A 26,844-nucleotide genomic window follows, 5' to 3' on the forward strand; every position below is an offset into this window, starting at 1 on the left:
CGCGCCGTGTCCTCCGGACACATGACGCGCCGTCACTGCGTGACGGAATGTTGTATCGCCACTCCGTGGCTCATGGCTGGCTAGGAGAAGAGGCGGGGCCGGTACAACTCTTGCGGCTTGGTTGGGGGTTGCAAGTCTTCGTGTCCGGGTTCTGCGATCGGCATCACTATGGGGCTTTGACCTGGTGTTTTATGGTGTGTTCGGGGTTTGGCTGCTTCGTCCGGTGTCGATCTCCGGGGCCTGGGCTGGGTGCCCTCCGGGCCCCCGCCCTGTTGTGTACCGGACTTCAGTATGTCACGATCCCCACTTCGTTACAAGTAGTCGGCTGGGGATCTGTGACGCTAGGTAGGTTACAACTCTCGTCGATTACGGTCTATACCACTTGTAGCCGTGGGAAGTCCCGGGTTCTGTAACCCGGCTGAACGGCAGTCAACTTGTACCGGTACATCCCGGCCCCGGGGGGCTTGTTGGGTGCGAGCGAGAGAACCGGGCGCCGTGGATGGGGCCCGCAGCCGCTCGTGGAGGTCCCAGCGGGCTCACGCTCATGGCGAGCGACACCGGCCACGTCCTGGTCGAGCATGGCAAGACGCCCGCAGGAGGCGGCACGCAGGCAGTCAGCCGGCGCCTGGCCAAGGCTGCGGCCCCTCTTGACCAAGATGAAGGGCACGGTGCGACACGCGAGTTCGAGCCCGAGCTCGGCGGCCAGGATGGCGACAGCCCAAGAACATGCACACCAGCAGCCGACATAAGAGGGGTGGGCGGCTGTCGGCGCGGCCGGGCGGACCGTGCCAGCCGTGCCGGCCGGGGCGGCCAGGGCGGCCAGGGCCGGGCAGTCACCGCGGTGAACACCCAGACGCTCGACATCGCCGTGCTCCACGCACGGCAGCGGGGCGTACGTCCCGGCCGGCACCCGGGGACAGCACCCGGGGCCGGATTCAGGCCCACACGCCGGCCCTCAGCGCCCCTCCCAGCGCCCCAGCGCAGGGCGCGCGCCCGCCAGTCGAGACGGACAGCGGGCCGGGGGCGTAGTTGGTCGATGCCGGTCAGGTCGTTGGTGCCGAGCGGGGTGATGCGAGGACCGTGCGGTGGGGCATGGCCGGGGGCAGGGCGGAGTGCGACAGCGGCCAAGGACGCCGGCGTCACCCGTGCGGGCGACATCCGCATGTCGCTTGTGCTGTCCGTGCCGGGCAAGCCGGTAGAACAATGAACAGTGAGGTTTCGTGTGCCTGCGGACCTGGGGCAGCGGGAAAACAGCGGCGGATGGCGGCCGATGCCGTCGGTTGCCGTGGTCGAACCGGCGGTGTGCTCGGTGCCGCCCTCACGGCCATCGGTCGGGCAGGCACCTCGGCACATGGTGGTGCGAGGCGGCCTGCGTACACTCCGTGTCCGTGGAGGACATCGAGTACCGTCGGCCGGACCGTCGGCTGTGGCTGGCCACGGGCGCGTTCTGCTCCCTCTTCACGGTGCTGGGGCAACTGGCGGCCTGGGGCCACCCCGACTGGCCGCCCTTGGGGGCGATCATCCTCTCGGTGCTCTTCGCGGCCTGCACCATCTACCCGGCGCTCATCTCTTTCGACCTGGCGTTGACCCGGACCGTGCTCGAAGCCGGCGGCCTCCGGATCCAGCGGCCTCTTCGGCAGCAATTCCACCCCTGGACAGACATCGTGGCCATCACCGTCGTGGGATCCGAACACTATGAGGTCCAGCTCGAGCTGACCGACAACTCGCTGCTCCGCCTGCCGGCACCACTGGCATCAGGGGCAAGCATAGACCCGCAGTTCCGGCACAGCGTCAGCGAAATGCGCCGCCGACGACAGGCCGCCGCCACCGATACCCGCCGGTGAGTGGCGGTGCCTTCATCCCCGGGCGCCGATCGGCCGGGAGGACCGGCAGGCCGTGGAACAGCGGCAGGGCAGCCACCGCGGTGAACGCCCAAGCGCCCGACGCGGGGCTGGCGAGGTGACCCATACCTGGGTCAGGTAAAGGTTCTTGGCGGTTCTGACCCGATCCAGCTGGAACTTAAGGACGTCAACGCGAGGTCTGCACGCCAGCCCGAAGATGGACGGCCTTGCCGTCGCGGCGCACCACCGCGACGGCAAGCTCGTCCGGCTCGTCACCCGGGGCACCCGCACCACCGGAGATGACGTCGCCGTGCTCCTCGCCGGGCAGCGGCCCGCACACATCGGCGGTGCCCGGGACAGCACCGGGCCGGGTTCAGGCCCACACGCGGCCCCCAGAGCCCCTCCCAGCGCTCCAGACGCAGGGCGTGCCCGCGGTCGAGACGAACGGTGGGGCCGGGGGCCGGAATGTGACGACGCCGGCACACCACGGCGGACGCCTGCTGCTCACCCGGCAACGACACCACCACCCAACGAGACCCCAACGGGACCCCAGACCCGCTGGAACACCACCAGAAACACCACACCGCGGCACGGCCAGTGCGGGCGCAGCGCAGCGGGGCGGGGCCGGGCAGCCGCACCAGCGGTACCGGCCCCAGCCGGGAAAGGGGGCGCGGCTGGCGTCCCGGTGAGATCGGGGGGGCGCAGCCCCCTGTCGGGGACGTGACGGCCGCTCACAGCGGAGGGGCACCGCCCGCTGGCAGCCGCACAGCCCCAGACCCTGATATCCAAGGCGCCGCAGGACGTGGCAGGACGTGGACGCAGGCCGGCAACCAGAGCACCAGGGGCCTCCAAAACGCGGCCCGGGGGCGAGCGCCAACCAGGCGCAGCAGTTACTCGGCACCGCCCAGAACGAGGGCACCCCACAAGGGGGTGATGCGGCACCAGTCGCTGGGGAGCAGCCCGGGGGGCCAGAGCGAAGAACGGGCATCTCGTTCGTGCTGGCCGACCCGCAGGTGCGGCAGGTGAGGGAGCGGATCGAGGCGGCGGAAACCGAGCTGGGCGCCGAGTTGCGTGCCCGTCTCCAGCCGTTCCAGGACCGCTACGAGCAAGCCGTGCGCGAAGGCGACACAGCCGCACTCACCGGGGTCTGCCCCGGCAAACACGCCGCTGGGGACGGATCTGCGTCCTGCCAGATGGCCACCATGCCTCGATCGAAGAGCCCCACTGGGGCCACACCAGCGACGGCCACCCCATCGCCTGGGTCGGCAGCGCACCCGACGACTGGTAAACACACCACCTGCCGCCCGGCCACCGGCCGGTGTCATGGGCGGCGCGGCGAGCGCTGGCATCCTGCGGTCCTTCGCTGCTCCGGATCAGCGAGGCAGCTCCGTGTCGAAGAACTTGATCACCGTGGTGACGAGCATCAGGGCGTAGATGGTGTTGATGCGCGAGTACTGGAGTCTGGAGACTCCGTGAGCACTGGGATGCCTGCCGAACGTGCGAGGGATCGGGTCCCCGTCCGCCGGGTAGTACCGAGCATGCGCGTACCACACGGGCGCGAACGTGCAGGCCACCTTGAACTTGTAAGCGTCCAGCTCGAACCGTATGCCCTTCTCCTTGAAGTCGTTCTTGGTGAGCTTGATACGTAGGGCCTTGCTGAAGTGCCGTTGGAGAAGGGAATCGAGCAAGTTGGCGGCCAAGGCCTGGGCTGCGCTGGTGTGACCGTCCCTCAGCGCGCTCACGACGTCCAGGGCAAAGCCGCGGGCATCCTTTAGGGCCGGGTGCCTGATCTCGTCGAGAATGCCTTCACAGTCGTTGGTCACCCCCTTCCAGCGCTGTCCAATGAGGCGCCGGCGGGCGGCGGCGTCGGGCGCCGCCAACAGGTCCCGGGCTGTGCCCGGTCCGGGCACCCACATGAGCGGGATCCCCTCATCGACGAGGAGGGGTTCCAGTTCGTCGAGGCTGGGAGCCAGCTCCCTGAGATTCTCCGGATATATGCTCCGGGCTGCTTCGGTGATAGAGGAGAAGAGGTTCTGCCACCGCGCGGCCTGGAAAGCTGCGGCTGTATAGGGCTGGAGAGCCTGCCTGATCGCGTCGTTGAAGCGGGTCAGGTCAGCGAATTGGGAGTGTATGGACTCCATCGCAGCTGTGAGTCCCAGGTCCGGGATGACCACACGTGGGACAGGCCACGTGCGTATGGCCTCGGTGAGAATCCTGGAAAGATCGTTGTACTGCTCGTAGTACGACGTGAGTGGGTTGACCAGGGATTCGTGGACACTGGGCAGGCTGGCGGAGTAGAAATCTGACAGGTCAGGCATGTCGATCCAAGGGATGTTCTCTCCCTCGGCAGCCTCGTCTTCGTGCTCCTCCGGCTCTTCCTCCTGCGGCCCCCACTCTTCGTTCACACGCGCATACTCCCACGTCGAAGGCCCGATACGTTCAGCTTCTACGCCAGTCCCGTGCCCGCCTCCGCGGTACGGAACGGGGCGTTCCCCCGGGGGTGTCCGCAAGGCCGGCATCTCCGCGCCGGCAGCCGTTACGAGAGGTGCGGTCACCGGCTCGGCGCCGCGGAGCCGGTGTACGCAGGAGGCGTAGAAGTTGAGCCACTTCGGGGTGTCGGCCGCTCGGTGGCCTCGCCCGCGGCATGCGTTCGCTCGCCTCCACCGGCCTGGGCGGGCAACCGGCTCGCGGACGTCGTCGATGTGCTGCGGTCCCGCACTATGGCCACCGAGGTGGCCCTTTCGCCGCTGATCGACCCGGACATCCTCACCTGCAAAGGCCGCCTAACACATGTCGACCGACGGATGCGTGGCTCCTGCCGCGCGCAACCGGCGCGCGGAGTGCCCTGCACTCCCTGGCGCACCGGTACGGCGTGGGGGTGGAGTTCGACGACGTCCCTGGGCCGGTCGCGGCGCTGTGGGACCGGGCGCGGCTGACGGAACTGCGGGACCGTATGCGGGGCGGGCGGTGGGACTTCGCCTTCGATACGCACGTCGAGAGACTGACCCGCTTTCTTGGGGGCCAAGGCCGGTGACGGCCCGCTCTCCCGGAGCGCGGGGCGGTGAGAGGAAGGAGAACATGATGGCGTACGTATGGCCGCAGCGGCGGAGCGGCCGGCCGGGGCGGGGTGGCCGGTGAACGAGAGCGCGCGCCGTCGTCGCGCGTCGGCGGTCCTGTTCACGGTCTTCGCCGTGACGGGTTATCAGACGGGCGCCTGGGCGGTGTCCCTGCCGGCCGTGGTGCGTGACCTGGACATGGGGGTCGGCCGGCTGGGGCTCACGCTCGCGCTGATGGCCGCGGGCGGCATCGTGGGGGCGCTGGTGACCGGCCAGGTGGCGGCCCGGGTGACCATCAGATCGTCCGTCGTCGCAGCCGCGGCGGCGAGCGGAGTCGGCTACCTCTCCCTGGCCGCCTGCCAGACCGCCACCCAGTTCACCGTGGCCGCGGCGCTCACGGGCGTCGGGCTCGGCGTGCTCGACGCGGCGGCGAACGCGGCCGGCAGCCAGGAGGAGGTCGGCTCCGGGCGGCGCCTGCTGCCCCGGCTGCACGCCGCGTTCAGTCTCACCGCGGCCCTCGCCGTTCTGGCGTCCTACGCGGTCGAGGGCGGCGATGGGTACACCTCGGCACTGCTGCTGGCCGGGGTGGCCTGCCTGGCCGGGGCGCTGGCGGCCGGCGCGCTGCCCGGGGCCGCGCGCCTGGCTGCGGCTGCGGCGCCGACGGATGAGGACGACGGCGGGACGCGGAGCGGCGACGGAACGCAGAGCGGCGGGGGCGGGCAGAACGCAGGCGGGGGGCTGTCCGGGCTGGTGGTGCCGGTTACCGTGGTGGCGTTCGTCGTGGTGTGCGGCGGGTTCGCGCTCGATTCGACGCTGGAGGGCTACTCCGCCCTGTTCATCGAGCAGTTGCCGCTCCAGGGCGCGGCCCAGAGCGCGGTGGGCCTGACCGTGCTCTACCTCGCCGGGGCGGTCGGCAGGGCGCTGTCGTCCCCGGTGCTGCGCAGGCTCGGGGACTGGAAGACGCTGCTGGCCGGGCAGGCGACCGCGATGACCGGGCTGCTCGCCTTGGTGGTCGACGGCTCGACCTGGGGGATCGCCGCGGGGATGCTGCTGATCGGCGTCGGCATGTCGCCCGCGGTGCCGATCGCCTACTCCCTCGTCGGGCGCTCCCGGCCCTTCGGGCAGGAACGCGCGATCGCCCGGCTGACGGCGGCGGGCTACGTGACGTTCACCCTGGCGCCGCTGCTGGTCGGTCTCGCCGGGCGGAACTCGCTGCTGGACGTCTTCCACGCGCTGCCGGTTCTGCTGGCGGGGATGGCGGCGACGGTCCTGTGGCTCGGCTACCGGCAGCGGACCGCCCGCGCAGCACGAGGAGGGGGAGACGAGATGATCTGCCCGGTCGCCGGGCCAGCTGCCGGGCAGACATCCCACACAGGGGTGTAGGGTCTCGCCGCTCGTGTCGGAGGCCGCCCTCGTGGCCTGTGGCTTCGTCTGGTGTCTCATGACGTGTCGGACGTTGGAGTCTCGCGCCGGCGTCGTCTCCTCAGACGTTCCGTGTCGGGCGGCTCGAATCGCTGGCTGTGCGGCCTGGGCAATCTCACGGCCGGTGTCGCATCCGACAGTGATCCGACATTGGCTGTGAGATTCCGACACGAAGTTTGAGGCCCTGCAGGGGGTTAGGCGCCGAGGCCGATGTGGCGGACGTAGGTGTAGGCGCCCCAGTCGGAGTCGAGTTCGGCGATGATGTCGTCCCAGATGTCTTCGAGGGCGGCGAGGTCGTTGGTGGCCATGGCGTCGACGGCTTCGTCCCAGATGTAGCGGATCTGCAGGGTGCGGGTGCGGAGGTTGTCACGGCGGCGTTTTTCTTCGACGACATGCTGGTTGATGGGGTGGATCTCGACCCGGGTGCCCTGGCCCTGGTTGTTGAGGTGCTGCTTGAAGACGCCCGGGTTGTTGAGGATGTTGGCCGCGCGCAGGTTCCAGTAGGCGGTGTCGATGGCTTCGAGGTTGGCGGGGCGGGGGCGTTGCTTTCCCTTGGTCCAGGCGCGGATGGTCTTGGGGGTGGCGGTGATGCCGGCGTCTGTGAGGGCCTGGGGGCCGCCTTGGGTGGTGGTGAGGTAGGCCATGCGGGCTTTGAGGCCGCGGCGTGTGGAGGCCGGTGATTTGATGCCGCCTTCGATGATCATCCGTTCCAGGGCGTCTTCGAGGGCGCGGCCGAGGGCGGTTTTCCCGTGGATGTTTCCGGGGTCGATGTCGGCGCCGTATTCGCCGAAGTTTTTCCATCCGTCGGTCGACATGTGTTAGGCGGCCTTTGCGGGGAGGGTGTACTGGTTTTTGAGTTTCATCTGGGTGGCGAGGCGGCCTTCGGTGAATACGGTTCGCCAGGGGGTGTCGCCGGTGATGTGGAGTTCGTCGGTGCCGCGGAGTCTGACGATGGTGAGGCCGTGTGTGTGGGCGCGGTGGGCCTTGCGCCACAGGTTCGCGAAGGCCTGGGAGCGGATGATGTGTGTCCAGTCGGGTCGGCGCAGGTCGCGGTTGAAGGTGGATTCGCCGATGGTGGAGACGAATTTCGAGTAGATCGCTTTGACGTATTTTTCGGTGATGTCGTCGTTTTCGGTGATGGCTTTTTCGCGGGCGACGGTGAGGATCCGGCGGAACTTCTCGGCGAGGTTCTCGGTCGCCCCCGAGGTCCAGGCCTGGGTGATGTGGGGGGCGTCGGCGAGGCCGAGCTGGTGGCAGCGGATCAGTAGACGGATGGTGGCGTCGTCCAGAAGAACGGGGCCGGGCTCGCGGCGGTTGCCGATCGGGTCGGGCAGATGCGCGTGGCCCCAGACGGGGCGCTTGGGCAACAGGTAGATGCCGGAGCGCTTGGGATCGAAACCGCCGTCGGGCTGGTGCTGCAGGGCCCCGATGGGCAGCCACGCCTTCAGTGCGGAGCAGAACGCGGCGTTGGTGTCCAGGACATCGACATCGATACGGCCTTCGGTGCCGTCCTTGAGCCGGTCCATGAGCGGGCCGTTCTCCCACTTGTGGCGGCCTTCCCAGACGTCGTCCGCTCCGGTCTGGGACTTCTTGCTGAGGAACTCCAGGCGTTCGGGGTAGACGGTGTGTTCGTAGTTCCCGCCGACCCGGGTCGCTTCGAACAGGGCCATTCCGTTGGGGATCGCCTTGTTCTCCAGGTCCGTGATCGCGGCGTCGGTGTCACCGCCGTGCTCTTCCAGGGCTTTCTCGACAGCCGAGGTGATCATGCCGAGGTAGTGGCCGTAGTCCCGGCCCGCATACTCCCCACCACCAGACCGACCAGGGCGAGCGGGGCGGGCAGGGCGGGGCGTGGCCTCACGGGCAGTGGACGGCCGGGTCGGGCGCTGCGAGGGCTGCGGGCGGGCGGACGGCTGATCAGGCGTCACAACGCCCGGGACAGCCTCCGCGCCGGAGCCGGAGTCAGCAGGCTGACCAGGGACCACGACAGGAGGCCAAACCGCAGCCGGGCCCGCGCTGGGGGCCGCGCCGGAGGTCGTTTCCGGCGTCGTGGTCGCGGCCTGGGGCGCAGCGCCCGGATCGGGCTGGCCGGGGGCGGGGACCGGCGGCCATGCCGTGCCGGGCTGGGGCGCAGCAGCAGGAACGGGGCCGGAGTCAGGGCCGGGGACGGGCGGCCACACAACGACCGGGCCCGAGGCGGAGGCCGTGCCCGGGGCCGCGCCGAGGGCGGGGATGGGTGGCCACGCCGAGGCCGGGCCTGCGGCGGAGGCCGCGCCGGGCGCGGTGTGGCCTTCCAGCGCCGGGGCGTTGGTGGTGGCCGTTTCCGGCGTTGTGGTCGTGACCCAGGGCGCAGCGCCCGGGCCGGGCTGGCCGGGGCTGGCAGTGCCTGCGGAGTTGGGGGTGGCCGAGCCGGTGCCGGCGCCGGTGGCCGGGGTGGGGCGGCGGGCGGGGATGTTGGCGTAGGGGTCGAAGGGGGTGTAGTCGGTGAGGCGGGCGTGGGCGGGGTCGGTGGTGAGGGTGAGGGTGTGCTGGGGGCCGAGGTCGCGTTCGGCGATGGTGAGATGGACCTGGGTGGTGGGGTCGGCGGGGTGGCGGTGGGTGGGTTGGTGGGGGTGGAGGGTGAGGGTGGTGTCCAGGCCCAGGGAGGCGATCAGGCCGGGCTGGTCGGTGTCCACCACGGCCAGAACCGGGACATGGTGAGTACGGGCCAGGTGAGCCAGAGCCTGAACGGCGTCAGTCAGCCGCGGCCCCGACAGCGGCAGACGCGGGTCATCCGCGGTCTGCAGGCGGTCAACGACGACGAGGGCGAGGCCAGACGCCCCGGGCGCGCCGGACGGACCGGAGGGACCGGGCCCACTGGGCGCGCCAGACGGGCCGGTGGTCGTGACGCCGGCGCCTTCGGGGACGGGCGTCTCTGCAGCCGCGATACCGCCAGTGCCGGCGGGGAAGTCAGGGGCGGACGGACCGGAGGCACCGGGCATCCCTGACGCCGCGGAGCCAGCAGTGCCGGCGGTGCCGGCGGTGCCAGCGGTCTCGCCGGAGAAGTCAGGGCCGGACGCGCCGGACGCGCTGGTGGTCGTGGCGCCGGCGCTTTCGGGGACGGCTCCAGGGCCGGACCCGCTGGGCGCGCCGGGCATCCCCGCGGCGGCGGTGCCAGCGGTGAGGTCGGGGGTGAGGGGGGCGGCGGCGAGTTCGGCGGCGGTCTCGGCGATGGCCTGCGGTGTGAGGTCGGTGCCGTCGTCGATGTAGAGGGGGGCGGCGGCGAGTTCGGCGTGGAGAGCGGTGACGTCGGCTTGTTCGGTGGCAGTGAGGCGGCCGGCGCGCAGGCGGCGGTAATCGAGGGGCAGGTGGGACGCGAGGATCCGGGCCGTGACATCGCCGCGGGTCAGGCCCGAAGCCGCGTACAGGACGGGCAGGCCGTGTTCGAGAGCGGTCGTGCGGGCCGCGGCGATCGGCAGGAGACTCGCTCCGGTACCGGGAGCAGCGGCGGTGAGGTAGAAACGGCCGGGCTGCAGGCCCCCGAGGACGTCGTCGAGGGTGCGGATACCGGTGGGCAGACCAACGGCGGCGGGGGTGCCGGGGTCGGCGGCCGTGCCGGGGTCGTGGTCGGTGGTGGTGGGGTTGGGGGTCAGGACCGTGGTGAGAGCCTCACCGAACCGGACAAGACGACGGCGGGCCCGTGGAACAGGCGGCTGATCGGGCCCAGGCGCAGCAGCGGGCGCCGTGGCTGCGGGGGTGGCCGGCTCGCCGGCGGCCGGGGGCTGCGGGGCGGGGGCGGAGCCCTCCCCCGGCCGGGCGGTGCCGGTCGAGACCGCCGTGGTGCCGGCTGGGACGGACTGGGGCGCAGCAGCGGGCGTTGCCCGGTGGGGGCGGTCCCGGTGGGAGCGGCAGTTGCCGCAGTGGCGGGGGCGGGCTCGGGGGCGACGGCCGGGGCGGCCGGGGCGCCGCCGGGAGTGGCCGGCCAGGCGGCGGCCGACGGGGCGGCGGATGGAGCGGCCTCGGCCGCGGGCTGAGGCGCAGCAGCGGGAGCCGAGGCCGCGGAAGCAGCGGGCGCGGCAGCGGCTGCAGTGGCTGGGTGCGCGGTAGTCCCGGCGGCGGCCGGCGAGGCGCTGGCCGACTCGCCGCCGGACTGGGCCTGCAGGGCGGGGCCGGAGCCCTCCCCCGGCCGGACGGCGCCGGCCTCGGTGCCGGGTTGCACGGTGGATGTGCCCGGGGCCGGGAACAGGACACCGGCCGGCGCGTCAACACCGGTGCCGGGTGCTGTGGTTGACGCCGTCGTGTTGGTGACAGCCGGGTCGGGGCGGCCTTGTGGGGCCGGCCCGCCCGACACCACGGCCGAAGCGGCCGGGGCGGCCGGGGTGTGCAGGGCGGGGTCGGGCTCCTCCCCCGGGGTGACGGTGCCGGCCGAGATCGCGGTGGTACCGGCTGGGACGGGCTGGGGCGCAGCAGCGGCCGGGGTGGCGGGCTCGGGGGCGGCGCCCGGGGCCGGGGAGGCGGGCCGGCCAGGCGCAGCAGCGGGGTGCGGGGCCGTCGCCGCGGTGCTGGGAGCGGCCGTGGTGGCCTCGGCGGCAGCCGTTTCCGCAGTGGCGGTGCCGGGCGCGGGTGCCGTGGCCGCGGTGGCAGGCGCCGGCGCAGCGGCCGGGGCGACGGCCGGCGGGGGCGTTACAACACCATTGGCGGGTGGAGCTGTTGCCGCCGTGCCGGGGTCGGTGGGGGCTGGCGGGGCGGGGGCGACGGGCGGGGCCGGGGCCGCCGGGGGCGTTACAACACCGTTGGTGGGTGGGGCTGTTGCCGCCGTGGTTCCGGTGCCGGGAGCAACCGCAGCGGCGGGGGCGGGGGCCTGGTGGAGGGGTGCGGTGGGGGCCGGGAGGGGGGTGCCGTCAGGGGAGGCGGGCAGCAGCACGGCCAGGGGGGTGGTGTGGCGGCGCAGGACCTGGGGGTGGCCGGTGGCCGCCGCCTGGATGAGATCACCGAGCTTCTTACGGGCATCCGCGGTCCCGTGTGTCGTAGCGGTGGTCAGGTCCCAGCCCAACGCCCCCGCCATAGCGGGAGCGGTCAGCACAGCGTGGTGGGAACCACGGGACAGCGGAGTCGACGTACCGGCACCGGCAGCACGGATCAACTGCGGAAGAGTGCTGCGGGCATGATGCAACGTCGCCGGGGTGGGGGCCAGGACCACAGGCGGAGCCGGCGGCAGCGGACCGAACGCAGCCATCGACGGTTCACCCGCAGGCGCTGCCTGCGGGGGGCCGGCAGGGGCGGTGCCGGGCGCGGGAGTGTCGCCCTGGGCGGCCGGAACCGGCGCGGACACGGCTGCGGGCGCGGCGCCGGGCACGGAGACATCGGGCGCAGCCGTGACAGCCGCTCCCCCACCCACCGGAGCGGGCACCGCGACAGGCACGGGGTTCACCGAGTGGGGAGCAGCCGGGTGTTCACCGGACGCGGACGCGGACGCGGACGCCGGTTCAGCTACCGGCCCCGGAGCCGGCATGGCGGTAGGGCCGGGCGCGGAGACAGCCAGCGCCGCCGTGACAGCCGGTCCCGTACCCGCCGCAGCGGGCACTGGGGCGGGGGCGTTGTCCTGGACGGCAGGAACCGGCCCCGGAACGGAGGCAGGCGCAGCGGCGGTGTCCGGCGCGGAGGCGGAGACCGGGCCGGAATCATCAGACGCGGACGCGGCGATGGTAGGGCCGGGGGCGGCAAGGCCGGCGCCGGGCGCGGAGACGGCGGGCGCAGACGTGACAACCGGCTCCCCCGCCATGGCAGGGGCAGGCGCCGGTGCGGGCGCTGGGTCCGGGCCGCCGGGCGCAGCAGCGGGGTCCGGGCCGCCGGGTGCGGGGGTAAGGCGGTAGCGGCTGGCCGCGGAGTTGAGGCTCGCCAGCCTGCGGCGCTGAAGGACCGCTTCGAGGTGGTCATCGCCCGCCAGGACCACAGGAGAACGCTCCCGCCCCGCCCCTGCCCACAGGCCGTAGAGGGTCTGGAGTGCGGTGGTGGACAGATAGTGGGCGTCGGGCACGATCAACAGCCGAGGGGAACGAGCGAGGCGGTCGGTGACCGCTTCCAGCACAGCGGACACCTCGCTCGGCTGGGGCTGGTGACGCTCAAGGCCAAGAGCGGTGAACAGAGCCCGGATCAGACCGGCTTCATTGGTACGCGGGCGGGGACGGACCCACACCGCGCTCAACGACAACCCGGCCTGGGTGACCGCCTCCGCAACCATCCCAGCAGCGGAAACGGAAGCAGAAGCGGTGACCACAGCAGAGGCAGAGACGGAGGCGGTGGCGGGGCCGGTCACACACAACAGCCCCCGGCCCTCGACCACCACACGCAAACACCCCACCAAACCACCCACCCCAGACCCAGACCCGGACGCGGGCGCGGGCGCGGGCCCGGACCCAGGCCCGGGCCGGGAGGATGAGCCCGCCGGGACAGCCGACTGCCGTACCGGCACAACACCCGGCGCAGCAGCAGGACCAGGCCCAGCACCCCACGCAGCAGCAGGGCCAGACGCGGAAGCCCGCACAACGTCCGGGCCGGAGCCGGAGCCGGAGCCCGGGCCGGAGCCCGGGCCGGAGCCCGGGCCGGAGCCGGGCACAGCGGACGGAGCGGGAACGGGAGCAGCAGGCGCCGGGCCGGGGAGCCCAGCGGCTCGCACGGCGTCAGGGCCAGGGCCGGGGCCGGGCTCCGGGGTTGGTACGGCCGCATCGGAGCCGGAGCCAGAGACCGCGCCCACCGAAGCAGGCCCCGAACCGGCGCCGGGCACGAAGGCGGGCCAGGAGGCACCCCGGGAGGACGCAGCAGCAGCGGTGTCCAGGCCGGGAGCAGCGGCGGCGGTGTCCAGGCCGTGGACAAGCGCAGCAGGGGTGTCAGGGTCCACCGGGAGCGTGTCGGCGCCGGGCGCAGCGGCCCGAGCGTCGGGACCGGAGCCCGAGACCGAGCCGATGTCCAGGCCGGCGGCGGGAGCAGCGGGAGCAGCAGGAGCGTCGACCGGGTGCCGGGTGACATGGTGGTGCAGGCCCGCTAGATCCTGGCGCTGGAGGAGACCATCGAGGGTGGTGTCGCCGGCCAGCACCAGCGGGAACGGCTTCGGCTCCCACAACCGGTGCAGCAGCTGGAGCGCGGCGGGGCGCAGTCCGGGGCTGGTGGTCGCGATGACCAGGCGGGGGGCGTGCTGCAGTTCAGCGACGATGAGGTCCTCGGCCTCGCCCAGACGTGACGGCAGGCTCTGGCGCCGGCCGAGACCAAGCTGGGTGAACAGGGAACGGATCAGGGAGGAGCGGTCGTCGCCGCTCACCTGCACCACCGGCAAACGAAAGTCGAGGTCTGGGAGCGCGAGGCATTGAGCGAGAGCCGTCTGCGCGGTCTTCATGCGCGCGCTGGTGACCACCAGGATCATCCCGGGGTCCTCGACAGTTCCGCGCAGGAACTCGGCCAGACCGGTAGCCGGGGCCGGGGTCGTGCTCGCCGGGACAGGCTCCGGGCCGACAGCGTCCGCAGCAGCAAGCAGAGCGGAGCCGGCGGTGGCCGGGGCGGAGCCGACGCCGGTGTCGGGCGCGGGGATTGGCGCGGCGTGTGTGTGGGTGTCCCGGCCGGCGGCCAGGAGGGCGGGAGCCTGGACGGCCTCGCCTTCCGTGGTGGTGGTGGCCAGTGCGGGCCGCAGGTAGTCCTCGACCACCCGCTGGAGGGCCGCGTACGCCCGGTCGGCACGGGCACTACCCGGCCCGCCGAACGCCGGCCGTTCGGTGGTCAGGAGCACGAGCCAGTGTTTCCCCGAGACCCGACCCCGGGCCGCAGCCGCCAACGCAGACTTCAACGACCGTCCGGCCGTGGTAGCCAGATGACCACGCGGCGGATTCACCAACTCATGCGCCGGCACCATCAGATTCTGACGCAACGGGAGCGGAACCACCCCCCACAGCAGGTCCTCCGGCCCGGGAAGAACCAGGCCCCCAGCCACCCCCGGCCCCGGCCCGGACGAAGTGCCGGGAACGGAGCCCTCACCGCGTTCCCCCGCAGAAACACCACCACCCGCACCACTGCGCGTACGGCCGTTACCCGTAGAGCCGCCAGCAGAAGCACGGGAGGAGCGCGAACGAGAAGACACCAGACACTCCAGAAAGCCAGAGAAGGACAACGGACCACCCGCAAAGGCCAAGGCAGAGGCCGAGAGGGCTGGAGCAGACCGAACACCCCCGCCGGGAACGGGAACCCGCGCCCGGGGCAGTTACCCGGCCCGTTGAAAGCACAACCCAGGCACCAGCCCGCACACGGCGAACTGGACAGGGCAACGACCTACCCTCACCCGCAGAAAGTGTAACGCGGGGGTCAGTCTAGCCACAGCAGCACACGCCACACATCGCAAGGTTGTAACGAGGAAGAGTGAAACTGGAACAGACAACCGCCAGCAACGGCAGACAGACAGAGCCGGGACAGCGCGGCCGGACGGCCGGGCCTACCAGCACGGAGGGACGCCGGGCCCGGAGTTAGCCGCCGTGCCGGGACCTGACAGCCGAACGGGGCGCAGAAGCCACACCCGACAGGGGCCCGCCCGCCGATGCGTCTGAACTCCTCACAGTCCCGGCCCTCCCTACTGCGCCGGTGACCTCCGCACGCTGTGCACCGGCGTGAGCGATGACGCGCCTTGCCCTATCACCGGCGGTATGGCTTCGGGGTCAGCTCCAAGGACTCGGCATAGAGCTGTCAACACTGCGACGCGAGTTCATTCTTCATAACGAATCTCCGTAGCAGTCGACCCTCCTCATGCGAGGCGGTTTCCGCAGCTCATCGGGGTTGGCGACCGTATCTCTGCGGTCGGTGGGTATCGCGAGCGACTGCCATCATTTCCGCCATCGCAGAGAGCTCTGTCGTGGTCACTTGATGATGTGAGATGGAGAGCCAGATGACGCTGTCGTCTGACGTGGCGCAGTATCACCGCCGTGTGTTGATCAGTGCCGCGGTGCGCGCGGCTTACGCGCACACTCGCCGGTACGAGGAACCGGCCGCCCGCCGGGAGGTCGCCCGCATGACCGGGGTGGTGATGTCGGTTTGTGGGCCCGGCCGGGGCCCCGATACCCCGATGACCCTGATCGAGGCGCTGCACCAGCCGCTCGCGCACATCGCCCCGGAACTGTTCGCGGACAGCGGGACGGGCGGTCTGACCGTTCTCGACGACGGCGAGCTGACCGATGACGTGTACGCGGACGGCTGCGAGGACATCGCCGATCTGCTCAGCGGGGGCGTGGATCCGGCCCGCCACTGGCTGCCCACATGGGCCTGGATGCACGCAGAGGTCGTGGAGCAGGAGGCATTCCGGACGATCAACGAGGGTGCCAATGAGGCGGAGTACACCGCGCATCGGTACTTCGTTGTGAAGCACCCTGCCGGCAGCGAACGGCAGCTGGCTGAGCTGTTCGGCAAGGCGGTCGGCATGCGCAAGACGGTGCGCTACCTGCCGATCCCGGCCGACCAGGTGTTCCGGGGGAAGTTCTGGTGGCCGTGTCCGGTGTGCCGGTGGCCCATGCACGTCGAGGGGACGGAGGTGCGGTGCCGGTTCCCACTGCACAACGCCGCGTACTTCGTGCGCGCCGACTCCGGCAAAGGGCGCCCCCTGCTCCAGCCGCGGGACGGAAGCGTGCCACGTCAGCCTGCGGCCCGCCCGTTCCTGAGTGAGGGACCACAGCGCAGCGTGTGTGTGGAGACTGCGGTGTGGCGGCACATCGTCATCTCCGGAGTGTCCGAGATCTATCTGTTCGAGCGCATGGAGTCCTTGAAGAAGCGGGGGGTCGAGGTCGAGCTGTATCCGGGCAAGGACCGCTATGACCTGCTGATCCGTGTTCCGGCCACGGGCTGGGAGATGCGGATCGACGTGAAGGACTACGGATCCGCGGTGTCCCTGGCCGACAAGCTGCGCCGAAAGCCACCCGCTGCTCGGACCATCGTGATCCCCGACTACCGGGGCGAGGCCCAGCGGGGTGAACTTGAGGAGTTGCTGCCGAACCTTGAGGTTCTGCGGGTGAGTGACGTCCGCGATGCGGTCAAGAAGCAGTTGCGGAAGGCGGCGCGCCGATGATGGAGCGTTCGCGGGACGGCGAGACGGAGCTGGACCGGCGGATCTTGCCGAAGGTCATCGTCTGCGCGGCGGCGGTCTCGCAGCTGCACTTTCCGGTTCGGGCCACGGACGGCAGCGCAGGCACTGATCTGAAGCGGGTCGCTTTCCTGCTCACCGGCCAGTACGACGCCTGGTCCGAATACCCGCTCCTGACAGTCGGCGAACAGCGGCGGATCAGCCTCATGCTGCGCCAGCGCCCCAACCGGCTGAGCAACACGGAGTCCTTTCGCACGGATGCCGAGCGGTTCCTGGCCACAGGCGCGGTGAGTGAGTTTGTGCTGCAGGACGGCGGCGTGCTCGCGGCCCGGCACGGTCTGCCGCCGCAGGAGCTGGCCGACATTCTGCTGGAGGAGATCAGCCGGATCCGGGCTGAGAACAGCCGTGCGCTTCCCGTAGCTGGACCAGGCGAGTACGTGACCACGCTGCGGGTGCCGATGGCCGGCCAGGACCACACCTGGGCGGTCCAGGCTCACTACACGCTGGAGGAGCGGCACAAAGCGCCGGAGCCGGACCCGGTCCTCGTGCGCACTTCGCCGGCAGCCGTGCAGCTTGGCCTCAAGAAGAAGGAGTTCCTCGCACTCAACAAGGACCTGGACGAGCGTGCGGGCGAGACGTTCCGCATGGAGTCACTCGAGCCGCTCTTCGACCAGTTGCGGACCGGTGACGGTGAGCACGTCGATGACGTGCTGAGTCTGTGCGCCGGAAACCTGCGGGTGTTACAAGCTCCGACCGGGTTCGGCAAGAGCGTGCTGATGCGCAGTCTGGGGTCCTGGGCACAGGAGGAGGGCGTGACGCTGGGCCTTGCCGTTCCCACCACCGCGGCGGCGCTGAAACTGGCTTACGGCATCGAGAAGGACCTGCGGTCACGCCGAGTCGCCCAGCCCGAGCGGCTCGTCGTTCCGCTGATGTCGCCACACAGCATGATGGCGGCCCTGGACCAGGCCGCCGCCGAATCCCGCCCTGACCGGGCCTTCATCAAGTGGGCGGAGGAACGCCTCGGGTACGGCTGTGCGTTGCCGTCCCTGGCCACCGTCGACGGTGAGGTGGACGCGTGGGTCCCCGGTCATGAGGACTGCGTGTCGCTGGTCCCGTACCGGCCGGCGAGCACGCCCGGCCAGGGCAGGGGTGCCAAGTCCCACACACCGGGAACCTGTGCATGCCCGTTCCGCGAGGTGTGTGGGAAGTACCGTCTGGTGCGGCAGGCGTGCACGGCGCAGATCATCGTCACCACGCATGCGAACCTCTACCAGGGGCATCTGCACATCCCGGTCCAGGTGGATTCCGGCGCGGTAATCGAACGGATGACCGTGGAGGAGCTCATCCTGCGTCGATGCCAGTTCACTGCCATCGACGAGGTCGACGCCTTCCAATCCTTTGTACTGGGGAGATCCGGGCGGGGGTTCACTCTGGCCTGGGGCAACCGTCAGGACCAGCGTCCGCTGCTCACCCTCGACGGCCAGTTCATCCAGGCGTTCGGGCGAGTCCGTCCGGCGCTGGACGAGAGCATGCGCAACACCCTGGCGCGCACCCGCTGGCTCGCCGAGACCTACACCAGCCACCTGGCCCACGGAACCCTCGGCCCCAGCGACCGGCCGCCGGATAAGAAGAGACGCACACGCGGTCCCCAGACCTCGGGGCGCCCGGCACAGGAGAGGCGATGGGTCCTCCCGCAGCGCTGGGACGGCTGGATCAGCACCCAGCTGCGCGCCCTCCTCGCCAACGACACCCAACAGATCACCTCCCAGGAACGCGACTACTCCCCGGACCCCAACGAGCGCAAGCTGTTCGCCGACCTGTACGAACGCAAGATCAAATTGACGGCGCTGCCCGAGCATCTGCACCCGGTCGCCGAACTCATGCGCGAGGTGATTGACCAAGACGCGGACACCGGGTCCCTGGCACACGTCCGCCGGACGCTGGAGCAGCAACTCGCCCCATGGGTGCCCAACCAGCAGGTACGGGCCGACGTCCTGGACCGGATGCTGCGCCGGGCCTTCCTCGAGCCACTGCGGGTCCGGCTGTACCGCTTCGTGCACAACGCGCAGCAGCTCAAGCTGGCCGGCGTGGAAGCCGCCCGCGACATCGCTGACGTACTGGGGCCGTTCAGCGCGTGGCGAGCCATCCCGCACGGCCCACAAGGCAGGTTGATGTTCGCCTTCACCGAGGACGTCAGGCCCGGGGCTCCGGAGGACACTCGGCTGAGCGTCGCGGCGTTCGGCGGCGACCCGCACACCTACGTCACCACACTCGGGCAGATCACCGCCCTGGCCCACAGCGGCCATCAGCGCGTCCTACTGGGGCTGTCCGCCACGGCGTACGCGCCCGGTGCGCATCGCCATCACATCCATACGGTGCCCACCTGGTGGGTGCCCGACGATGTGGATCACGGGGTGAGTGTCGAGGCGGAGCTCTTCCCCGGACTGGGCGAGGAGATGTTGCGGATCTCCGGGCTGACGGGAAAGAACCGTGCCGAGGCGACCGAGCTCCTGGGGCGTCGCATGTGGCCCCGGCTGCGCGGAGAGCTCCAGGATCTCGGGCGTCCGGGCAAGCGTCGCGTCCAGGACTCGGTCCTGCTCGTCACCACCTCGTACGCCAGCTGCCTGCACCTGCGTGACGGGCTCCTGGCCGCGGGCGCGGAACCGGGGCTGATCGCGGTCGCCGTCCGCCCGCGACCGGACGACGAGCCGACCGCTCGCTGTGACGAGACCGGAGAGGCGCTCTGGCACGAAATCCCAGGTGACCAGTTGGAGTCGTTCACCCGGCTGCCCAAGGCTCGGATCCTGATCGCGCCGCTGGGCCGGGCAGAGCGCGGCCTGAACATCCTCGCCCCGCAGTCCAACAAGTCCGCGATCGGCTCGATCTGGCTCGCCATCCGGCCCGTCCCGCTGATCGACGAACCGGCCGAACTCCTCGCCCACGTCGGCTCCCGCGCCCTGGACGAGAAGGAAGCCAGCGACGAGCCCTGGATGGAGCTGGAGCGCCGCGGCAGCGTCGCCGGCGGCTACTTCGAGACGCTGGTCACCAGCGAACGCTACTTCCGCACCCTCCCACCCCGGGCGAAACGAGCCATCGCCGCCGAACTCATCATCAGCCTCGTCCAGCTCGTCGGGCGAGCCCGGCGCGGAGGCACACCAGGCCGCATCAAGCTCGTCGATGCCGCCTTCCTCGACGCCAGCGGCAACTCCGACCTGCCCCACCTCATCCGCGAACTGCGCGATCAGTGGGCAAGGACCGGGGAACTGTCACGCATGCGTCACTACTACGGGACGACCCTGGCCGCCTTCTTCCAGTTTGCCGACCGCCACACCCGAAAGACCACCCGATGATCAGCACCCTGGCCTTCCTCTTCCCGCACACCGCTCTCGGCAAGATCACGCTCTACCCCCTCAGCCGCGAGTTCGGCGAGGCGTGGAGCCGCCTGCCCACCTACGGGGACGCCAAGAACGGCAAACAGCGCCGGCCCCCCTACGCAGGACTGGCTTCCGCGCTGAGCGCAGCCTCGGGCCAGCCCGTCGTCCTCATGCCCCACAGCTATGAACCCGTCGACGACGACCTCGCCCACCCCGCCGTCGCCGTCACCACCCAACCGTTCGACCAGTGGACCCTCACCACAGCGGTCAGCGCATGGGAGCGCTGCGTACGCAAGGGTGACAACGTCAACACCCTCGCACCGCTCCTGGCCGAGGCCGAGGTCGAGCGCCCCGCTCTCTCCTCCTACGTCCGCGGCTCCGAGGACGGCACCCCGCACGCACCCGGCTGGTTCTACCGCGTCGCGGCCTGGAACTTCGCAGCGCGCCTGGCCCGCAACACCCTGCCCCTCCCAGGCGGTTCCCGCAGACGCCACATCCGCTGGCGGATGGACACCCAGGGCAGCCTCATCAGCTGGGACGACGTCACCGTACGGTCGACCAAAAGTCCCAGGCGAACCGGATACGCCCTCCACAAACTGGACTTCCGCGTCGTCACCCAGCCCGGCGAACCGCATTTCGCCCTTCATGTGCTGCCCACCTTCAGCCGCCTGGCCACCCACTGGGCCAGCACCCGCACCGCCTTCGTCGAGCACGCCTCGAACAAGGACACGCTGCTGCGAATGCCCATCGGCCACACCAAGAACGGAGACGGCCAATGGGTGCCCTACGCCCGCAACTACGCCGCCGAAGTCCTCGAAGCCTGCGGCATGGAGTTCGCAACCTGGCCCACCAACGAAGATCTGGCGGCGCTCCGCGGCCAGATGCGCACTCTCGTCCCAGCCCCCACCACCCACGTGCTCGGCAAAGGCGTCGGCACCCGCTTCAACAAGATCCTCGCCGACCACATCAAGGAGACCATCAAACGGCCCACGATCACCCAGGTCACCTTCGACCCCACACCGACCGCGCTCACCCGCCCGACCAAAGGCTCCATCACCCGCGAGGAACTCGACCACGCGCTCACCGCGACCGGCCATGACACCGTCCGCATCATCGCCTTCTACAACGATGGAACCACCCGGCGCAGAATGGCCGACGCCCTCGCCCCCTACACCGACACCCCCCACCAGCCGCTCGACTGCAGCGACTACACCGACCACCGCGTGAGCGGACGTCTCCTGGTCCGCTTCCACCGCCTGCGCGCCATCGACCGCCCCGACCAGGTCGACTGGGAGAGCGAGCTCGAATTCCTCGACCAGTTCGACGACGAAGCCCTCAACGGCGCCTGGGTCGAGACCATCTGGAACCCCAAGCCCACCAAACGTGAACGAGAAGCAGGCCAGCACCGCCACGACCACAAACGCGATCTGCGCCGCGCCCTGTATGAGCGCAATATGGTCTCCCAGTTCCTCGCCCGCCAGCCAGAGCCCGAACCGGACGACGAGCCAGAACCTGTCACCGAAGCGATCGTCGGAGAAGAAGCCGAAACCGAAGCCGACACCCCCAAGGACTACAAGGCAGTCAATGCCCTGCGCGATCTCCTGTTCCGGCTCGGCTGCGTCGACGACCGTCTCCGCCACGTCACCAACCTGTCGGACGAACCCATCCTGGTCGGCATCCACCTACGACAACAGCGCATCAGCAATCGCCGCCCCGGCGCCGCCGACCGCACCCAGATGGTCGAAGTCCTCACCGCCCTCCACACGAGCGACGACCCCGCCGTGCCCTGGCACCTGACCTCCTACGACCACAACAGGCACGACTGGCTCCCCCAAGCGGCAGCGGAAGCGGCCTTCGGCCGGGGCACCATCGGCCGCAACGGCCACGCCCGCCACGAAGAGGGCGCCCTCCTCGCCCGTCAGCACATCGAGTCGGCACTCAAGGTCCTGCCCTGCGACCGACCACTGATCATCCTCGTGGACACAGAAGCCTGCCGCACCATCTGGCCCGGCCTCCAGAACGTCCGCCTCGGCAACGGACCCCTGCCCGGAGATGACCTGCGCTCCCCCACCCGACCCGTCGCCGTGGTCGCCATCAACACCTCCTACGGCGAAGTCCCCACCCCGGTAGAAAACACCGCCAGCCCCCGCAAGAACCCCAAGCGCCCCCCCAAACCCAAGGACCTCCTCTACCGGCGCACCACCAGCACCGGCACCACCAGCTGGTACATCGCCCAGGCCTCACGCACCTACGAAGGCTACGGCCAGGAAGGCAGCATCGGCGGCCTCCACACCCGCTTCACCCTCCCCCAGGACGACTGGGCCCTCCAGCGCAAGGACTGGCACAGCTTCACCGCCACCCAGATCTCCGTCCCCCACCCGGGAACCTGGGATCCGGAGCAGCTCGCCGGGGTCGCAGCCCAGTTGTGTCACCAGTCCCTGGCCTGGGACGCACGCACCCGCCACCCCGTCCCCCTCCACATCGCCGCCGCCATGGACCGCGCACACCCCGAATACCGCGGCCCCAGCATCGAACCCCTCGCCGCAGCGGCAGGCGACGAAGGGGAAATCCAGCCCACTTCTTAAGCCTTCGACCTGTGCTACCTGACTCACGTAAGCATGCGGATGGCTGGGATGACAGGGCACATGATCTTGGCACTTTCCGGAAACTAACAAGACTCTGCTGCACGTCCGCGAAACCGACCGCACGGTGAACAAAGGCTGCCGGCAGCGACGGAGGCAGCCCTCCGTTGATGGGTTCATACCCGCTTCCATGCGTCGCGGAAGCTCCCCTCAGCTTCCCTGATCGAGGGGACACGGTCGGCGTGGATGACGCGGCATGCCGTCAGCTCGACATCGCGCAGCCACGATCGCATCACGCCGCAGGCCTCGCCGAATCCGTCCACGGCCACCCCGGTGATCGAGAGCGCTGCCTGCATTGCCGCTCTGAAGCAAAGCTCCGGTCCGGCGCGATCCCTTTCCGGGTGCGCCGGACCGGAGCAGGTGATTACTTGGCGGCCAGATCACAGACCCTGTTCAAGAGGTCCTGGCGGACACCGCTCTTCACGAGCCCCGCAACGCAACGCGCGTGACCCTCCTTGGTCCCGCCGGAACCAGCGGCGCATGCGTTGATACGGGCGTCGGTGGGCAGATACCCGTTCTTCATGAGCTCCTGCACGGACTTATGTCAAGTCACCAGGGCTGACACGTCTCGTCCAACTCGGTCTGGAGGGGGAGTACTTTGAGGCCGACAGCACGGCTATCATCGTACGGGCGTTCGATTGATGTTGAGCTAGACATGGCGATAGCGGAATCGGGAGACTGTGGGTATGGCGTCCTCCGCACATGAGGCATCCGCGTCTGCCTTGGGCTATATCTTCCAGGCGCAGCTCGCCCTTCTTGAGCTGCTGCGGGGGCAAGAAGAGCGCCCTGATGGGGCGATCAGCTTGGAGCTCCACGATGATGTCGCGTGGGATGAGGGGGGCCGGCCAGTTGAGCTGCTGCAGGTTAAGCATCACGTCCGCGGTGTGCGGTCGCTTGGTGACAAGGACGACGATGTGTGGCGGACCATCCAGTCGTGGATGGACACGCATGCCCCTGGCGACGAGTACGGCCCCGTGCTGACTCTGGTTACCACGCAGGTGGCCCGTCCGGGCACGGCCATGGCTGCGCTCAAGGCATCCGGTCCATTGCCCGCTCAGGCTCTAGACCTACTCACCGCTGCTGCTCAGGAGTCGGAGGCCAGGGGGACGAAGGACGCACGGGTGGCCTTTTTGGCCCTTCCGCCGGCTCAGCGCGCCGTCTTCGTCAAGCGGATGCGGGTCATCGATGGCACGCCGTCCATTGACGACCTCGATGCTCAGGTAAGGATGAAGCTGAGGGCCGTTCTTCCCGACGGGCACGCCGATTCCTTCATGCGGCAGCTGTGGGCGTGGTGGTACGAGCAGACCGTACACATGCTTCAGAAGCGGCACACCAGTGTCTCTGTGACCCGGCTGATGCAGCGCATCAGCCGCATCCGCGACGACTACACCTCTGACAGGCTGCCCACACTGGTGGAGCGCGAGGACTTCACCCCAGAGGCGGAGACCGAGCTGGCCGATGCCTGCTTCGTCCACCAGCTGCACTGGGTGGGTGCCAGCCGCCAGCTGAACAAGGCCATGGTGGACTACTACCGCGCCTACACTCAGACCGTGGCCTGGATCGAGGATGACCTGGTCGATCTCGAGGAACTGGCACGGTTCGAACACAATCTCGTGGACGAATGGGATCGGGAGTTCGATTGGATGCTCGACGACCTGGGCGATGACGCCACGGACCGGGAGCAGGAGCAGGCCGGAAAGGCATTACTGCGCAAGACCCTGGAACAGACCAGGTACCAGATCCGTGAGGCGTACGACGAGGCGTTCTTCTCTCGGGGCAAGCATCACGAACTGGCCGACCGCGGACGGGTGGGATGGCATCCTGACTTCAGGGAACGGGTGGCGAACTTGATCAGGGCACGTGCCTAGCTGGACACAGCGGCCGCAGGCCAGCGCCGCCTTCCTGAATCCAGCCCTCGTGGCCGCGGTCACTGCCACGGCGGCACGTGACTACGAGCGGGCTTCCTCCGGCGCGCTGATGCCGTGGCCGATGGCGTTCGTCGTGGCCCCGCTGGTCCTGCACCGGCCCACCCGGCGAGTGCTGCCCATCTCGACGCGCACTCACCTCGCGAACTGGGTAGCGGCCCACCCGGTGCTCGTCGCTGGCATGGGCGCCCGCTGCACCTCACTGGCGAGCCCCGTCCGGGAAGGCCTGCGCTTCGGCCTCCGCCACCAGATGCTCACCATCGAGCACGGCTTCCTCAAGAGCAGTATTCCGGCAAAGTCCCACCCGCGGGGCGAACTCGCCGACCTGATCAAGGCAGCTTCGTTGATGGGCCGTTGGACTTCCAAGTCTGAGCCTTCCACCGTGTTTGCGCTGCTCGGCGTGAGACCCTGAACCGGTGCAGATCCGGTCGATCATCCTCTACAGCAAGAGCGGCGAAAAGCGCGTCCTGGACTTCCGGCTCGGCGAGCTCAACATCGTCACCGGCACCTCCCAGACGGGCAAGAGCGCGCTGCTCGACATCGTCGACTTCTGCCTCGGCAGAGACGAAGCCACACTCCCGATCAGCCCTATCTTCAACACCGTCTCGTGGTATGCGGTCATCCTGCAGCTGCCCGACACCCGCGTCCTGGCCGCACGGCCGGCACCTCGCCCCGGCGCCAAGTCAGTCACCAACGCCATGCTCGAGGTCGGCAATAGCCTCGGCGTCCCGGAGCTGGCCGACCTCCGCGTCAACACCGACTCCACGCAGCTGCGCCAGCAGCTCGGACGCCGCATAGGCATCGGAGCTACTCGCAGCGAGTCACCGTCGGGAAGCCTGCTCCCCGCGCTCAGCGCCAACCTCGGGCACGCCGTCCTGCTCTGTCTGCAGAACCAGGACGAGGTCGCTTCCAAGCGATCCCTGTTCCACCGGCAAAATGAGCGGGGTATTCCAGAAAGCCTCAAGGCCACGATCCCCTACTTTCTCGGAGCGGTCCCAGAAGACCAGGCAGTGCTTCAACACCAGCTCACTCAGGCCAAGCGAGCCCTCCGCCGTGCCGAGCACACTCTCAAAGCGGCCCAGGAAACACACCAGGGGATCGAAGCGCGCCTTGAGTCCCTCCTTGGGGAGGCCCGCGTCCATGGGCTACTCACCGACAACAGCGTCACCTCGGACAGGGCAGCCGCCGTCGCTGCGCTGCAGCAGGCAGTCTCCTTCCAGTCCACCCGGGGCAGCGCGGACGAGGACCAACGGCGGCAGGAACTTCGCCTCACCGAGCAGACATCGGCTCTCCGGCGGCAACTGCGCTCACTCGCAGAAGAACGCCAGCTGCTGAACGATCTGGAGACACAGGCCGCCGGCTACACCGGCGCCGTCGCCCGCGGCATATCACGTCTGTCCGCGCTCGATCTCGTACCCGACAGTGTTGCCGGCGAACACAGCTGTCCCCTGTGCGGGCACGACCTCCCCGAACCCGACCCCACTGTCGCCGATATGCACACCACCCTCTCAGACCTGCGCGGGCAGCTCGACAGCGTCCAAACCGTCAACCCCCGCCGCGAGCAGGCTCTGCGGGAGATCGAGCAGACGGCGGCGCGCCTGCGCGAACAGCTCCAAGGCATCGAAGGTGCCCTCAGCATCATCGCCGAACAGCGCAACCAGCAGGCAGGCCTCCTCGGACAAGCCGAAGCCCAGGCCTTCACCCGAGGCAGGATCAGCGCCTACCTGAGCCAGATCAGCACCGCGTCGAACAGAGCACACCTCCAAAACCTCGAATCGGACGTCGCCGTCGCCCAACGGCTCGTCCAAGGCCTCGAGGAGCAGCTCGATGCCGAGGCCATCGACGACCGACTCACCCACAGCATCAGCTACCTCAGCGGCAAGATGACCGGCCACGCCCGAACCCTGCGACTCGAACACGGTGACCGCTTGGTCCGCCTGGACCTCAAAAAGCTCACCGTCGTCGCCGACACCCTCGAAGGCATCACCGAACTGCTCCGCATCGGCAGCGGCAAGAACCACGTCGGCTACCACGTGGCCGCCCACCTCGCCCTCCACCAGTACTTCGTCGCCAACAGCCGGCCCGTCCCCCGCTTCCTCATGCTCGACCAGCCGACTCAGCCCTACTATCCCTCCGACATGGCCAAACAGCGAGGACGACTGGAAGACATCGCCCTGGACGAAGACCGAGTGACCGTCACCCGCCTCTTCGAACTCATGCATGAAGTCACCACAGAGCTCTCCCCGAACTTCCAGATGATCGTCAGTGACCACGCGGACCTGCCCCACCCCTGGTTCCAGGACTCCGTCCGCTACAACTGGCGCAACGGCGAAAAACTCATCCCCACCACCTGGCTCAACGACAACCCCACACGATGAGGCGACAGCGCCGGCAGATGCTTGCCACAGACGGGCTGAATGAGAGGACACCCACCCGTGGAGGCATCGGTGTCCTGGGAAGGCCCCAAGGGTATCCCGCCGGCCAATGAGGTCCCCCGGGCCCC

Annotated in this window: 14 protein-coding genes and 1 pseudogene; 8 read left to right on the forward strand and 7 right to left on the reverse strand. The window is 69.8% G+C overall.

What is annotated here, in order from left to right; all coding sequences use genetic code 11:
• Window positions 1-1,388: 1,388 nt before the first annotated feature.
• The gene (locus SXIM_RS00005) at window positions 1,389-1,844 is read left to right on the forward strand and encodes a PH domain-containing protein (RefSeq protein WP_168222726.1); all 456 of its coding nucleotides are present in this window, start codon (window positions 1,389-1,391) and stop codon (window positions 1,842-1,844) included.
• Window positions 1,845-2,731: 887 nt separating this feature from the next.
• Here the strand turns inward: SXIM_RS00005 and SXIM_RS27130 are convergent.
• Together SXIM_RS27130 and SXIM_RS00020 are read right to left on the reverse strand one after the other, a co-directional pair.
• Window positions 2,732-2,950: a hypothetical protein gene (locus tag SXIM_RS27130; protein WP_168222727.1), complete on the reverse strand. Its 219-nt coding sequence runs from the start codon at window positions 2,948-2,950 to the stop codon at window positions 2,732-2,734.
• Between the two features lie 264 nt (window positions 2,951-3,214).
• Entirely contained in the window at window positions 3,215-4,246 is a 1,032-nt protein-coding gene (locus SXIM_RS00020) for a hypothetical protein (protein WP_053116031.1), read from the reverse strand.
• A gap of 687 nt (window positions 4,247-4,933) precedes the next feature.
• Here SXIM_RS00020 and SXIM_RS00025 point away from each other — a divergent pair.
• The gene (locus SXIM_RS00025; RefSeq protein WP_053116032.1) at window positions 4,934-6,280 is read left to right on the forward strand and encodes an MFS transporter; all 1,347 of its coding nucleotides are present in this window, start codon (window positions 4,934-4,936) and stop codon (window positions 6,278-6,280) included.
• A gap of 233 nt (window positions 6,281-6,513) precedes the next feature.
• Here SXIM_RS00025 and SXIM_RS00030 read toward each other — a convergent pair whose 3' ends face one another.
• The 4 genes and pseudogenes from SXIM_RS00030 to SXIM_RS28755 all read right to left on the reverse strand — a co-directional run bounded on the left by SXIM_RS00030 (window position 6,514) and on the right by SXIM_RS28755 (window position 14,195).
• Window positions 6,514-7,134, reverse strand: a complete 621-nt coding sequence (locus SXIM_RS00030; protein WP_053116033.1) for a hypothetical protein — start codon at window positions 7,132-7,134, stop codon at window positions 6,514-6,516.
• 3 nt (window positions 7,135-7,137) lie between these two features.
• A complete protein-coding gene (locus SXIM_RS27755) occupies window positions 7,138-9,297 on the reverse strand; it encodes a hypothetical protein (RefSeq protein WP_218941149.1) in 2,160 nt (719 codons plus the stop codon).
• A 219-nt stretch (window positions 9,298-9,516) separates the two neighbouring features.
• Window positions 9,517-9,948, reverse strand: a pseudogene (locus tag SXIM_RS28750) (DnaB-like helicase C-terminal domain-containing protein); the annotation flags it as partial.
• A complete protein-coding gene (locus SXIM_RS28755; protein ID WP_425473478.1) occupies window positions 9,945-14,195 on the reverse strand; it encodes a type II toxin-antitoxin system prevent-host-death family antitoxin in 4,251 nt (1,416 codons plus the stop codon). The gene SXIM_RS28755 and the pseudogene SXIM_RS28750, both read right to left, overlap by 4 nt.
• 1,008 nt (window positions 14,196-15,203) lie before the next feature.
• Between SXIM_RS28755 and SXIM_RS00055 the strand changes: the two genes are divergently transcribed.
• From SXIM_RS00055 to SXIM_RS27140, 3 genes are read left to right on the forward strand one after another with little or no spacing between them, the layout of a single operon-like run.
• Window positions 15,204-16,385, forward strand: coding sequence for a restriction endonuclease-related protein (locus tag SXIM_RS00055; RefSeq protein WP_053116038.1), 1,182 nt, complete (start codon window positions 15,204-15,206; stop codon window positions 16,383-16,385).
• A 44-nt stretch (window positions 16,386-16,429) separates the two neighbouring features.
• Entirely contained in the window at window positions 16,430-19,750 is a 3,321-nt protein-coding gene (locus tag SXIM_RS00060; protein WP_148236040.1) for a hypothetical protein, read from the forward strand.
• Window positions 19,747-22,359: an RNaseH domain-containing protein gene (locus tag SXIM_RS27140; protein ID WP_168222729.1), complete on the forward strand. Its 2,613-nt coding sequence runs from the start codon at window positions 19,747-19,749 to the stop codon at window positions 22,357-22,359. Before SXIM_RS00060 ends, SXIM_RS27140 begins: the two co-directional genes overlap by 4 nt.
• 173 nt (window positions 22,360-22,532) lie before the next feature.
• On the opposite strand, the gene SXIM_RS00075 is transcribed toward SXIM_RS27140, so the two are convergent.
• The gene (locus SXIM_RS00075) at window positions 22,533-22,712 is read right to left on the reverse strand and encodes a hypothetical protein (protein WP_046722550.1); all 180 of its coding nucleotides are present in this window, start codon (window positions 22,710-22,712) and stop codon (window positions 22,533-22,535) included.
• 390 nt (window positions 22,713-23,102) lie between these two features.
• Here SXIM_RS00075 and SXIM_RS00080 point away from each other — a divergent pair, with 390 nt between their 5' ends.
• From SXIM_RS00080 to SXIM_RS27825, 3 genes are read left to right on the forward strand one after another with little or no spacing between them, the layout of a single operon-like run.
• Window positions 23,103-24,284 (forward strand): ABC-three component system protein, encoded by a 1,182-nt coding sequence (locus tag SXIM_RS00080; RefSeq protein WP_046722551.1) that lies wholly within the window; start codon window positions 23,103-23,105, stop codon window positions 24,282-24,284.
• Window positions 24,277-24,753: a three component ABC system middle component gene (locus tag SXIM_RS00085; protein ID WP_046722552.1), complete on the forward strand. Its 477-nt coding sequence runs from the start codon at window positions 24,277-24,279 to the stop codon at window positions 24,751-24,753. Before SXIM_RS00080 ends, SXIM_RS00085 begins: the two co-directional genes overlap by 8 nt.
• Before the next feature lie 4 nt (window positions 24,754-24,757).
• On the forward strand, window positions 24,758-26,719 hold the full coding sequence (locus tag SXIM_RS27825) for a DUF3732 domain-containing protein (RefSeq protein WP_046722553.1): 1,962 nt from the start codon (window positions 24,758-24,760) through the stop codon (window positions 26,717-26,719).
• Window positions 26,720-26,844: the final 125 nt, after the last annotated feature.

Source organism: Streptomyces xiamenensis (assembly GCF_000993785.3).
Taxonomy (GTDB): Bacteria; Actinomycetota; Actinomycetes; order Streptomycetales; family Streptomycetaceae; genus Streptomyces; species Streptomyces xiamenensis.